Annotated in this window: 11 protein-coding genes; 6 read left to right on the top strand and 5 right to left on the bottom strand. The window is 39.9% G+C overall.

All coding sequences use genetic code 11. The features are described from left to right. Positions 1–36: 36 nt before the first annotated feature. A complete protein-coding gene (locus G0Q07_RS00185) occupies positions 37–672 on the bottom strand; it encodes a DUF3267 domain-containing protein (RefSeq protein ID WP_163344090.1) in 636 nt (211 codons plus the stop codon). Then, complete coding sequence (locus tag G0Q07_RS00180) at positions 659–2,107, bottom strand: oligosaccharide flippase family protein (protein WP_163344088.1); 1,449 nt, start codon at positions 2,105–2,107, stop codon at positions 659–661. The genes G0Q07_RS00185 and G0Q07_RS00180 overlap by 14 nt, the downstream gene beginning before the upstream one ends. Positions 2,108–2,204: 97 nt before the next feature. Here G0Q07_RS00180 and G0Q07_RS00175 point away from each other — a divergent pair, with 97 nt between their 5' ends. Beyond that, a complete protein-coding gene (locus G0Q07_RS00175) occupies positions 2,205–3,329 on the top strand; it encodes a glycosyltransferase family 4 protein (protein WP_163344087.1) in 1,125 nt (374 codons plus the stop codon). Between the two features lie 49 nt (positions 3,330–3,378). Beyond that, positions 3,379–3,990, top strand: a complete 612-nt coding sequence (locus G0Q07_RS00170; protein WP_163344085.1) for a ribonuclease HII — start codon at positions 3,379–3,381, stop codon at positions 3,988–3,990. Positions 3,991–4,072: 82 nt separating this feature from the next. Here the strand turns inward: G0Q07_RS00170 and G0Q07_RS00165 are convergent, their stop codons facing one another. The 3 genes from G0Q07_RS00165 to G0Q07_RS00155 form a co-directional block, all read right to left on the bottom strand. Beyond that, positions 4,073–5,041 carry a phosphatidylserine decarboxylase gene (locus G0Q07_RS00165; RefSeq protein ID WP_203532625.1) on the bottom strand — a complete coding sequence of 323 codons (969 nt, stop codon included), beginning with the start codon at positions 5,039–5,041 and terminating at the stop codon, positions 4,073–4,075. 101 nt (positions 5,042–5,142) lie between these two features. Beyond that, positions 5,143–5,604 (bottom strand): ribonuclease HI, encoded by a 462-nt coding sequence (gene rnhA / locus G0Q07_RS00160; protein WP_163344083.1) that lies wholly within the window; start codon positions 5,602–5,604, stop codon positions 5,143–5,145. A 166-nt stretch (positions 5,605–5,770) separates the two neighbouring features. Next, on the bottom strand, positions 5,771–7,927 hold the full coding sequence (locus G0Q07_RS00155) for a S46 family peptidase (protein WP_246222954.1): 2,157 nt from the start codon (positions 7,925–7,927) through the stop codon (positions 5,771–5,773). A 245-nt stretch (positions 7,928–8,172) separates the two neighbouring features. On the opposite strand from G0Q07_RS00155, the gene G0Q07_RS00150 reads away from it, so the two are divergent. From G0Q07_RS00150 to rseP, 4 genes are all read left to right on the top strand, one after another. Next, complete coding sequence (locus G0Q07_RS00150; protein WP_163344081.1) at positions 8,173–9,177, top strand: SRPBCC family protein; 1,005 nt, start codon at positions 8,173–8,175, stop codon at positions 9,175–9,177. 104 nt (positions 9,178–9,281) lie between these two features. Then, entirely contained in the window at positions 9,282–10,130 is an 849-nt protein-coding gene (locus G0Q07_RS00145) for a M23 family metallopeptidase (protein ID WP_246222953.1), read from the top strand. Between the two features lies 1 nt (position 10,131). Continuing rightward, positions 10,132–11,292 carry a 1-deoxy-D-xylulose-5-phosphate reductoisomerase gene (locus G0Q07_RS00140; RefSeq protein WP_203532624.1) on the top strand — a complete coding sequence of 387 codons (1,161 nt, stop codon included), beginning with the start codon at positions 10,132–10,134 and terminating at the stop codon, positions 11,290–11,292. Between the two features lie 10 nt (positions 11,293–11,302). Next, complete coding sequence (rseP, locus tag G0Q07_RS00135) at positions 11,303–12,643, top strand: RIP metalloprotease RseP (RefSeq protein ID WP_163344077.1); 1,341 nt, start codon at positions 11,303–11,305, stop codon at positions 12,641–12,643. Positions 12,644–12,653 lie beyond the last annotated feature (10 nt).

The following is a 12,653-nucleotide window of genomic DNA, read 5'->3' as shown; positions in this document are numbered from 1 at the left end:
CAGCTTGTAGAAGCTGCCTTTTTTTTGCCCTAAACTTTACTTCTTTCTGAAGTAATAACTTTTTCGCTCTTCTTTAATATCAAATGTAAATACCTCTGATTCTGTAGAATAGAAAACGGATAGTAATGCAATATCGCCGGCACAGAACAAACTGTGAATACACATTATCAGTAAAAAGGTGTAAATCAGAGGATCATTAAAAAAAAGAATAACCCCAGCCAAAGTGATTAGCTTAACCACCACCAGAGGGGCTATAGCAATCCATGTAAATTGCTTCCGATTAAAAACATGCCGGTTGGCTTCAGCATAAAAAATAAACTTTTTTAAATAAGCTCCATACCGAACTTTTTCTGCACCGGTAAGTTTTAGGGCAATACCATGGAGTAATTCGTGAATGATAATTAATACCGTTACACAGAAAATTAGGGTTCCGATACTATACCAAAGTGGTGCGTACAGGCCTTTGAAACTTAAGATCAGCACCCGGGCTATGATAAAAAGACCAAAAAGAACCATAAATATCTGGTACAACATAAATCCTTTAACCAGCCAACCTCCTTTTTCCAGTTGTGAAAGCACAAACGATTTTATTTCATCATGTTCCAATTCTGCAAAAAGCTCGTAATTGTCTCCTTTTTTTAATGTTTCAATTGATGGATTAGGCCTGTTCATAACGAATAATCTGATAAAGGTCTTTCAGGTTAAAAAGCCGGAATAGAATTGCCAAAATTACCGCACCTGCCAGCATTATGAGATAGCCGTAAAACCATTGGCCAATTTGTTTTGAAAGCAACCCGAGTACTACTACTGCCCCGGCAAAAAGGGCTAACCGGGCGATGTAAGAAATCTGAGGTTTTATATTAAAAATGTAAAGTGCGAGTGCAAGCTGTGCAAATCCGGTAAACAGCTGAGTCGATAAACTTGCATAAGCAGACCCAAAGGCCATAAATCGAGGAATTAGAAACAGGTTAAGTACTACATTGAGTACCATGCCGCCAAAAGCCATCATGTTCAACTGTTTCATGCTGCCATTGGCGGTGAGAAGTGTGCCGAAAATATAAGTGCAGGCAATGCCAATAAATCCTGTCATTAGAATACCCAGAATACCGGATGAATGTTCGGTGTTTGACGTATATAAAGCTCCCATTATTTCCATGTTGTAGAAAATAGATGAGATAGCAATTATGATGGCCGGAATAATTAATAGGGTAAAAGAGAGTTTTACTATTTGCCCAACATGTTCTTTTTGTTTGATCATTTTAGCAAAAATGGGTAGCAGCAACCCGGCGAATAACAAACCAAACATTGATACGGCATCCAATAAACGAAAAGCTTGTGCATAAATTCCTGCCTGTTGTTTTCCGATGGGATGCGGAAGTAAGCGTTCGAGCATCACAGAATCTATTCTGTTGTAGAACGACATCAATAAAATTAACAGTGCATAGGGATATGATTTTCGGAGAAAGACCCCAAAAAACGTAAAGTTGAAACGTACTTCTATTTTTCCTGATTTTTTTAAAACGATGGCAAAAGTGATAAGCGTGGTTAGCGCATACGCAATGGTTTGAGCATAAATGAACCACTCGATTGTAAATTGTATCGGAAGGATGTTGGTAAAAAGTAGCACACTACAAATTATGATCATAAAGCTTCGGTCGAGTACCGAAATAATGCTGTCGGTTCGGAATAAATGCAGCGCACTAATATTCGATCGCAAATACAGTGTAAATGAGATAAGGAACTGATTCAGAATAAGGAAAAAGAGTAAATGAAACTGTACATTGTTGTAGCCGATAATTGCAGCAATTGACAAACTAAAAACAGCATAAACAATGGCAAGCATAAACTTTAGCCCTACAATGTTTGAAAGGTGTTTGGATAAAAGAAAGTTATGCTGTGCAATATTTCGGTTGTTGTAATTTGTAATTCCAACATCGAGAAGAATATTCAAAAGCATCGAGAAATTGAACAGCGCAAAGTACATCCCGAAACTTTCGTCACCAACGGTATTTTGAACTGTTCGGTCGATACCAAATAGCCAAAATGGCTTAATTAAAAGATTGAGAAAAAGCAGTAATATAAGATTGGTTACAAATTTGCGTTTCAAAACACCGGGCTTCTTGTATTGTACATAGAATTTGAACGTTTAAAAGTAACAAATATTTGAACAGACTTTGTACATTTACGAAAAATCGACAGCACTTATGGTTATTGCCGTAAATACTCGTTTATTATTAAAAGGGAAGCTTGAAGGAATAGGTTGGTTTACTTATGAAACGCTCAAACGGATGACGATCAACCATCCGGAGCATGAGTTTATTTTCATATTCGACAGAGCCTATAGTCAGGATTTTATTTTTGCCGAAAATGTTACTCCGGTTGTTATTGGGCCGCCAACCCGTCATCCGGTGTTGTGGTATTTGTGGTTTGAATATCAGATACCAAAGATCCTGAAAAAGTACAAAGCTGATCTTTTCCTTTCGCCCGATGGTTACCTTTCGCGACGTACCAAAGTGCCGCAGTTGGGCGTAATTCACGACATTAACTTTGTACACCGACCCGATGATCTGCCCTGGCTAAAAGCAAAATACTACAATTACTATTTCCCGAAATTTGCAAAACTGGCCAAACGAATTGCTACGGTTTCGTTTTATTCAAAAGAAGATATTACCCGTTCGTTTAAGGTCGATTACGATAAAATTGATGTGGTTTACGACGGGATAAATCAGGTTTTTGAACCGATTTCAGACGAGGATAAAACAAAAGTACGTTCGATGTTTACCAACGGAGCAGAATATTTCCTGTTTGTTGGAGCACTGCATCCACGCAAAAATGTTTGTGGACTTTTAAAAGCTTTCGATGCCTTTAAAAGTGTGGTAAACGACTCGACAAAACTGGTAATTGTAGGAGGAGAAATGCACAAAACAGGACCTATTTTTGAGACATACGAAAACCTGCGTCACAAAGATGATGTTGTTTTTACCGGACGTGTATCAACAGCCGACCTGCACGATATTTTTGGAGCAGCAATGGCGCTTACTTTTGTCCCTTTTTTCGAAGGGTTCGGTATTCCGATAGTGGAGGCTATGAGCGCCGGTATTCCGGTGATTTGTTCGAATACTACATCTATTCCCGAAGTGGGTGGAAATGCGGTGTTGTATGCCGATCCAATAAAGATTGACCAGATTGTCGATGCGATGGTAAGTATCAGAACAGACGATGCTTTATGTTGCCAACTGGTGGACAAAGGTTTTATTCAGAAAAATAAATTTAGTTGGGACGAAACAGCTCGTTTGCTGTGGATGAGCGTGGAAAAAAGTCTTCAGTAACAGTTTCCAGTCGCCGTTAAACAGCAATTACAAATTGGCAGTTTTACACATGAATAAACAATCACTACTTTCCTTTTATTACAAAAATACAATTGAAGCCGGTTGCGACGAAGCTGGGCGCGGTTGTTTGGCCGGTCCGGTATTTGCAGCAGCCGTAATTCTTCCTGCCGACTTTAAGAATGACTTGCTAAACGACTCTAAAAAATTGAGCGAAAAACAACGTTATCAGTTGCGACCGATTGTTGAAGAGCAAGCCCTGGCGTGGGCTGTTGTTGCTGTTGATAACAAGGAAATTGATGAGGTGAATATTTTAAATGCCTCTTTTTTGGCCATGAACAGGGCAGTTGAAAAGCTTACTACTGTGCCCCAACATTTGCTGATTGACGGGAACCGGTTCCGAACGAGATGTAAAATTCCGTACACCTGTATGATTAAAGGCGATGGACGGTTTTATTCCATTGCTGCAGCATCAATATTGGCAAAAACTTACCGCGACGATTATATGGCAGAGATCCACAAGGAGTTTCCGTATTACGACTGGCACAAAAACAAAGGTTATCCCACAAAAAAACATCGGGCTGGAATAAAAGAACACGGCCCTTGTAAATACCACCGTATGTCGTTTCGCTTGTTGGATGAACAGCTTGAATTAAAATTTTAATAAATTTATGATGGTTCGAGTGTTACAAACTAAATCTGATTAATGAAAAGGGATTGTGATAGTATGACTCAAATTCATGCTGTCATTCGTGTACAGTGGTAGCAATATTTTCACCCATTTTCACGGAGGTTTCCATTCCCTTGTTTGTGTTTTCGATCAAATCCGTATCAAACGAAATTTTTCCTTCTTCGAACAACAGTACTAGCGTTGATCCGCCAAAAGCAAAGTAGCCTTTTTCGTCTCCTTTATTCACTTTGGTATTTGTCTGGTAGGTTTGAATAATACTTCCAACCATGGTAGCACCAACATCTACAATCAGCACATCGCCATAATCTGCAGTTGAAAGTGTGCAGTGCTCACGTTTGTTCTCACAGAAAATTTTCAGGCTTTTTTGCAAGGCCAGTGGCGAAACCGATAAATAGTGGCCATTAATTTTAACAGATTCAGAAGCTTTGCCTGATGCAGGGAAATGATAGCGGTGATAATCAGGTGGCGCAAGGCGGATAATGGCCATCGCGCCATTTTTATATTTATCTGCAAGTGTTTCATCCTGAAGGAAATCCTGCAGTGTAAATTCCGAACCTTTTACAAAGAATGCAGCAACATCGTTTAACGTTGGGAAAACCAGAATCTTTCCATCGGCAGGAGAAACGATATGATCGCCAATTTTACGAGCTTCAGGTTTTAATTTTCGATAAAAGAAATCGTTAAATGATTTGTATTTTGATAGCTCTTCAATTTCAAATTCTTTTTTATCGATCTGATGCTCGTTAACAAAATCTTCTATTCGCCGTGCTGAGAAGCTCGTGTTCATATACCAGCCACCAATTGCCGAAATAATTTTGCGTTTAAACAGCAAATGCAGGGCAGCTTTTCCGGTAGCCGATGAATACAACCATTTCAGCATTCCGTCGCTGGGAACCTTTTCGGTTTTAACTTCCCCGCTTGTTCTTTCTATGTATTTTATGCTATCCATTTTTTTATGCGGCTCAACTTCTCGGCGGCAGGAAATAAAAGCCAAAAGAAGCAGCAACAAACTAAGGTTTTTCATCTGTTTATAATTGCTTAATCTTTAAGGTAACAGATGGAACTCCCTTGATTATAATTATCTGCATATGTGTGAAAGAATTTCTCAAGGTCGTTATATTCAAATTATTCAGGGTTATAACCAACATCTTCCAATAGTTTGGGCTGTAATGATGCTTCAACCGCCAGCTCATCGCAACGCTCGTTAAGCGGATTATTGGCGTGGCCTTTCACCCAAACAAACTTTACTACATGCTTTTTATAGATTTCGAGAAAACGCATCCAAAGATCGACATTTTTTTTGCCTTTGAAACGTTTCTTCACCCAATTAAAAACCCAGCCTTTTTCTACGGCATCGGCAACGTATTTCGAGTCGGTGTAAATGGTAACATCGCTGCCTTCGATCTTCAACGACTCAAGCGCCACGATAACCGCCAGCAGCTCCATTCGGTTATTGGTAGTTAATTTATATCCTTCCGCAAGTTCTTTTCGGTGAGGTCCTGAAAGCAATACAATGCCGTATCCTCCGGGGCCGGGGTTTCCTCGGGCTGCACCATCAGTATATATCGTTATTTTTGGACGAGCCATTTTATTTATAGTAGTGAGATTAAAAGTGCAAAGTAGTGAGTATTCTTTTTAATAAACAAACTTTGTTTTTATTAGTCTCATTGCTCAATACTATTAATCTCATATCTGATAAACAAAAAACCCCGCCAAATACTGACGAGGTTTTAGTTGAATATCTTTTGTTTGCTTAGCGAACAATTGTCATTTCATCAATCAGATTCTGCGCTCCGGCATAAATGTCTACCACCCAAAGTACAAAACGGATATCAACGTTAATACAGCGTTGCAGATTTTCTTCAAAATCAAGATCGCCACTCATGGCTTCCCAGTTTCCGTCGAATGCAACACCTATCAACTCTCCTTTTCCGTTAATTACCGGACTTCCTGAGTTTCCTCCGGTAATGTCGTTGTCGGTGATAAAACAGGCATGAAGTTTTCCATCTTCGTCAGCATACTCACCAAAGTTTTCATCCAGCAACAGTTCTTTCATCCGTTTTGGAACGTCAAACTCATAATCGCCAGGAATTTCTTTTTCCAGATAACCATCGGTGGTTGTATAATATTTGTATTTTACACCGTCGCGTGGATTGTAAGGCATTACAGTTCCGTAGGTTAAACGCATGGTTGAATTGGCATCAGGATAAAATTTCTTGTCGGGCTGCATTTCCATTAACCCGGCTACAAACAATCTTCTTCCTTTTAGCAGCTTTTCATTTCCACTGCTGAGTGTCATTGATGTAGAACGGTACATGTCAAAAATATCAACAGCTGCCTGAAAAACCCAATCTTTTTCCAGTGTCTTCAATTTTGGATCTTCAAGGAATTCTGTCAGCTCTTCCTGATCGTCAAAGATCGATTTTTTGAACATCTTTTCCGCATACCTGGCATAATCACCTTTGTACTTTTTCTGAATTTCAGCAAAGAAAGAAGGGTAGTAATTCGATGAAATATTTTCTGCATAAATCTTCATTAATGCAGCAACAATTTTTTCATCAGTAGCGGCATTGTAATCTTTATAGAAATTATCCAACGATTCTTTTATCCTTAAGGTAAAAGCATCAATCTTATCTTTGTTTTCATCTGGTTTCTCCAATAAGTCTGCCAATTGATTTGCCCGGTAGGCAAACATGAAAATTTCTGGTCCGCGCAACAATGCTTCGGCAGCAAATGTCATGGCTTTTTCAGCCTCTACACTCTCGTACGATTCTTTAATCAATGGAAGTGCTTCTCCATATTTTGCTTTTCTGTCGGCATTAGCATTTACCCATTCAGTAAATTGGTTTTCCAGTTCCTGCTTTTGTGCAATGATGCCCAGTTTTATTAAAGCTTCGTTTTGGCCAATTGCATTTTTGTAGTAGTTCGCACTGCCTGCATGTTTCGATGCATACTGGATTTTTGCTTTCTGGCTGCTAGCCATATAATCGGCAATAATGTCCAGTTTTTTCTCGCGAACAATAATACGTGCAGTGTTTGTTACTTTCATGGTGTAATCAATACCCCACGATGTTTTATAACGGTTGGTGCTTCCAGGGTAACCAAATACCATAGCAAAATCGCCTTCTTCAACACCTTTTAAAGAAATTGGCAGGTGGTATTTTGGCTGGTAAGGCACATTGTCTTCCGAGTATTCTGCTGGTTTCCCATCAGGCCCGGAGTATACGCGGAACATCGAAAAGTCGTTGGTATGGCGTGGCCACATCCAGTTGTCGGTATCGCCGCCAAATTTACCTAATGCTTGTGGAGGAGCACCTACCAAACGAACATCTTTAAATGTTTCGGTAACGAAAAGGAAGTATTGGTTGGCTTTAAAAAAATCTCTGATGTAAACTTCGTAGTGCGAATCACCTTTTGCTTCTCTTTCCAGTTCGCGAACTACCTGATCGATTTTATTATTTCGTTCGCTTTCACTCATTTCGCTGGTTACATCGGCTAAAACTTTGTCGGTAACGTCTTCAACCGAGATAAGGAAAGTAACTGTTTTTCCCGGATTTGGCAGCTCTTCGTCTCTTGTTTTCGCCCAGAAACCATCTTGCAAATAGTCGTGCTCAACGCTCGAGTGTTGTTGAATTTCGCCAAAACCACAGTGGTGGTTGGTTAAAAGCAAACCGTCTTTTGAAATTACTTCTGCCGTACATGATCCACGATCGAGTGCTACTATGGCATCTTTCAGGCTCGATTGATTAATGCTGTAAATATCTTCAGCACTCAATTCGCAACCCATATCTTGCATGGTGTTAATGTTCAGTTTGTGAATAAGCGAAGGAAGCCACATTCCTTCTTTTGCAACTGCCGAACCAAACACGAAGATCGTTAACAGCAGTAAAAGATTTAATTTTCTCATCATATTATTAATTGTTCTTTTCAAAAATTTTGTGCAAATATAGTTTTTCAAAATATTTGACAACGTGATTTATATCTCTTTTGTTCTTACAATTGACCAGAAAGGAAGACTATAAAGGTTAAAGTTGATAGGTCGTTAAACAGGAGCACTTTTAACTTTCCTGCAAATTTTGATCCGGTTTTAACATTTGTATTTGAAATACTGCCTGAATTACACATATTGCATTATATTGAAACTAAAAACTTGTTATGAGCCGATTTGCCAGAATTTTTATGTGGATTTTGTTGTGGGGAGCGTTGTTTGTTGCCATCGCTTATTTTTTGCCCAAAACGGTAATAGTTGAGCGGAGTGCCGATATTCAGGCTCCAACAAAAACCGTTTATGCACAACTAATTGATTTGCATCAATGGGATCATTGGTCGCCATGGAAACGCATGAGTGAAAACGGAAGTGTGGAGTACATCAATCATGGAGTTGGTTTGGGCGGAGGCTACATTTGGAAAAATGAAAATAAAGAAGGGAGCGGTGCTACCATAATAATTACCGAGGCAAATCCGTATAGCATAGTTACCGTATCGCTGGATTTTATGCAACGAGGAGAAGCTTTAAGTAGTTTTATTCTAACGGAAAACAGCGATGGAACAACGGTGAAGTGGACACTGACTTATGATGTTGGTAATAACCCTTTTGCACGGTGGATCGGGCTGTTGATGAAGAAAAGTATGGCAACCGACTTCGATAATGGTTTGGTGAAACTCAAGGCAATTTGCCACGTGATAGAAAAAGAAGAAGAACAAGTGATATTGTTGGACGAAATTAAAGAAATGAATTACGCCGGCATTCGCGAAACCGTACCTTTTATTGAGGTGAGCCGCGAGATGAGTGAGATGTACAACGAAATCAGCAAGTTTTTGGCGCAAAAGGAAGTTGAAATGGCCGGAATACCTTTTGCCATGTATCACCTGATGGATGAAGAAGAAATAGACCTTGAATGTGGTATTCCGATTGACGAAACTGTTGAAGGGAATGCTAAAGTAAAAATCGCTACTTTCCCGACGACTACTTGTGCCAGCTTAGATTTTTATGGCGACTACAACAATTTACAGGAGGGACACATTGCCTTGCAAAAATGGGTGGAAGCACACGGTTTTAACCTGATAAGTGCACCAATGGAATTTTACCTCACCGATCCACAACAGGAAACCGATCCGACAAAATGGATAACCCGAATTTGCTATCCTATAGAACAATAGGAAAAATTCAAATTCTGCTGATTATAAATCAATTGGTTAAAAATAGCTAAACGGCAGGGCTATGTCTCAATTCTTACTAAATTTGTAGCCTTAAAAATTTTGGGGTGGAAGAGAAGAAGTTTTTTGAGAAACTAAAGAATCAATACCGGTTAATTATTTACAACGACACCACGTTTCAGTCGGTGTGGAGCATGAAGCTCTCACGGTTGAAAGTGTTCACCGTAACCAGTTTAACATCGGCGATTTTGGTTATCCTGGTCATTCTGCTGATTGCAACAACCGGATTACGCGAATATATTCCGGGTTACCCAAAAGCAGAGTATCGTCAAATATTGGTGCGTAATGCTTTGGTGGTGGATTCGCTGGAACAGGAGTTAGCAAAACGCGATCAGTTTTTTAAAGGTATTCAGGCGATCATGGCAGGTGAGGTTCCTGAAGATGATCAGTTGGCAGCAGCCGATATTGAAAAAGATGAGGTAGAATTTAGAGAGTACAATCACGACTCTGTTTTTCAGGATAAATTAATGGCCGAACAGTTGAGCCTATCCATTCGGAACAATAACGAGGATGTTACACAGATCAGTCAGGTGCATTTTTTTGTGCCGGTAAGAGGAGTGATCTCGGGGCATTTTAAAAACACGCCCGATCATTTTGGTGTGGATTTAGTGAGTGAGCCCAATGCGCGAATTTCTTCCGTACTCGATGGAACGGTAATTTTTGCCGGCTGGACATTAGAGACTGGCTATGTAGCTTACGTTCAACACGAAGCAAATTTGGTATCAGTGTACAAACACAATGCTGAAATATTGAAAAAAACAGGACAGACGGTGAAAGCCGGCGAGGCAATTGCCATAATCGGAAATACAGGAGAATTATCAAGTGGACCGCATCTGCATTTTGAGCTGTGGCACGATGGAATAGCACTTGATCCGGAACAGTACATTGACTTTTAAGATGAAGAAAAGAATAGCAATTCTTGGATCTACCGGATCCATAGGAACCCAGGCACTCGAGGTAATTGAGCAAAATTCCGATTTGTTTGAAGTTGAGGTTTTAACGGCAAATAACAGTGTGGAATTGCTCATTCAGCAAGCCAAAAAATTTCTGCCGAATGTGGTGGTTATTGCCAACAAGGGCAACTACCGATTGGTTTCTGATGCCCTTGAGGCTGAAGATATAAAAGTATACGCCGGAGAAGAGGCATTGAACCAGGTAGTTGAAATGGATACCATCGATTTGGTACTAACTGGCATGGTGGGATATTCCGGATTGATACCAACTTACAATGCTGTAAAAGCCGGAAAACCAATTGCTCTTGCCAATAAAGAAACCCTGGTTGTTGCCGGCGAGATTATTACAAAAGCCGCTCGTGAAAAACAGGTTGATTTGCTGCCGGTAGATTCCGAGCATTCAGCAATTTTTCAGTGTCTGGTTGGCGAATTTATGAATCCGATTGAGAAGATTTACCTGACCTGTTCAGGTGGTCCTTTCAGAGGCAAAACATTGGAAGAATTACAGCATGTTACTGTTGACAATGCGCTGGCTCATCCGAACTGGGATATGGGTGCAAAAATCACCATCGATTCGGCAACGCTTATGAACAAAGGTTTCGAGGTAATTGAGGCGCACTGGCTTTTTGGTTTGCCGGCTTCAAAAATCGATGTTATCGTGCATCCCGAGTCAATTATTCACTCCATCATTCAGTTTGAAGATGGTTCGATGAAAGCGCAAATGGGATTGCCCGATATGAAGTTGCCTATACAATATGCCATGGGATTTCCGAACCGGATTGCAAATAACTTCCCACGGTTCAACTTTTTAGATTACCCAACTTTGAGTTTTGAGCAGCCAAATACAGAAATTTTTCGTAACCTTGCACTCGCTTTTGCGGCAATGGAAAAAGGCGGAAATATGCCTTGTATTTTAAATGCGGCAAATGAAATAGTTGTTGAGGCATTTTTAGAGCAAAAAATTAAGTTTTTACAGATGCCCGAAATAATAGAACAAGCCATGAATAAGATTGATTTTGTAAGTCGGCCAACACTCAATGATTTAATTGAGACCAACAACGAAACAAGAACAGTGGCACAGTTGTTAACAGAAAACAAAATTTAGAAGGAATTTAATGGAGTCGATATTAATTAAAACAGCGCAGTTACTCTTAAGTTTGTCAATATTAGTGGTTCTGCACGAAGCAGGTCACTTTATGTTTGCCCGATTATTTAAAACACGGGTAGAAAAATTTTACCTCTTTTTTGATCCCTGGTTCTCGCTTTTTAAAATAAAAAAGGGCGAAACGGAGTATGGAATAGGGTGGTTACCTCTTGGTGGTTATGTGAAAATTTCGGGGATGATCGATGAGTCGATGGACAAGGAAGCGATGAAACTACCACCTCAACCCTGGGAATTTCGCGCAAAACCGGCATGGCAACGGCTGCTGATTATGGTTGGTGGTGTGTTAATGAATTTCCTGTTTGCCATGGTAATCTACATTGGTGTGCTTTACGCATGGGGAGAACAATATCTGCCAACCGAGAATGTAAAATACGGCGTTGTTGTTAACGATACAGGCGAGCAAATCGGCTTTAAAACCGGCGATAAAATTCTTACGGTTGACAATCAATACATCGAGCAATTCAGCAAAATTGTGCCAACCATTGTATTAGATGGTGCAGAAACCGTTCAGGTAGAGCGCGATGGACGAAAGGTTGATGTGGAGATAACAGGTGAAGACCTGGCGCTGCTATTAAAAAGCAAAGGTATTTGGGAAGAGCGTATTCCATACGACATCAACATTGGCCGATTGGCTAAAGATTTACCGGCGCAACAAGCTGGACTGGAAGTTGGTGATGTCTTGGGAGATGTAGATGGAAAATCGTTCGACTATTACAATCAGTTTATCAGTTATTTAGGCACTAAGAAAGGTCAGGAAATAACGATTGACATTACGCGGGATGGTCAGAAAATGACTAAAACATTAACCGTGAATGAAGATGGGAAGATGGGCTTTAATGCGGCATTTAACAATCCGGAAGGAATTTTCGATTACAAAACCATCAAATATGGTTTTTTAGAGTCCATCCCCGCAGGCATCAACCGTGGAGTTCAAACTACCGGAAATTACCTGAAACAGTTCAAACTATTCTTTAAAAAAGAAACAAAAGCATACGAATCGTTGGGAGGATTTGCAACCATCGGAAATATTTTTTCACCCACCTGGGATTGGGCGCATTTCTGGAATATGACAGCGTTTATTTCAATTATACTGGCTATTATGAACCTTTTGCCTATTCCTGCATTGGATGGCGGACACGTAATGTTTTTATTTGGCGAGATGATTACTGGCCGCAAACCGGGAGAAAAATTCCTTGAGTATGCACAAATTGCGGGAATGATATTACTTTTGGCACTGGTACTTTATGCTAATGCCAACGATATAATTAAAATGATTAACGGTACATTTTAATGAAAAAAAA

It is taken from the genome of Draconibacterium halophilum, assembly GCF_010448835.1.
Classification (GTDB): domain Bacteria; phylum Bacteroidota; class Bacteroidia; order Bacteroidales; family Prolixibacteraceae; genus Draconibacterium; species Draconibacterium halophilum.
This window is presented reverse-complemented; position numbering and strand designations above follow the sequence as displayed.

Bases quoted from the DNA above. Each gene is read 5' to 3' on its own strand.
- G0Q07_RS00185 (WP_163344090.1), bottom strand. From the start codon at position 672: ATGAACAGGCCTAATCCATCAATTGAAACATTAAAAAAAGGAGACAAT.
- G0Q07_RS00175 (WP_163344087.1), top strand. From the start codon at position 2,205: ATGGTTATTGCCGTAAATACTCGTTTATTATTAAAAGGGAAGCTTGAA.
- G0Q07_RS00170 (WP_163344085.1), top strand. From the start codon at position 3,379: ATGAATAAACAATCACTACTTTCCTTTTATTACAAAAATACAATTGAA.
- G0Q07_RS00165 (WP_203532625.1), bottom strand. From the start codon at position 5,041: ATGAAAAACCTTAGTTTGTTGCTGCTTCTTTTGGCTTTTATTTCCTGC.
- rnhA (WP_163344083.1), bottom strand. From the start codon at position 5,604: ATGGCTCGTCCAAAAATAACGATATATACTGATGGTGCAGCCCGAGGA.
- G0Q07_RS00155 (WP_246222954.1), bottom strand. From the start codon at position 7,927: ATGATGAGAAAATTAAATCTTTTACTGCTGTTAACGATCTTCGTGTTT.
- G0Q07_RS00150 (WP_163344081.1), top strand. From the start codon at position 8,173: ATGAGCCGATTTGCCAGAATTTTTATGTGGATTTTGTTGTGGGGAGCG.
- G0Q07_RS00140 (WP_203532624.1), top strand. From the start codon at position 10,132: ATGAAGAAAAGAATAGCAATTCTTGGATCTACCGGATCCATAGGAACC.
- rseP (WP_163344077.1), top strand. From the start codon at position 11,303: ATGGAGTCGATATTAATTAAAACAGCGCAGTTACTCTTAAGTTTGTCA.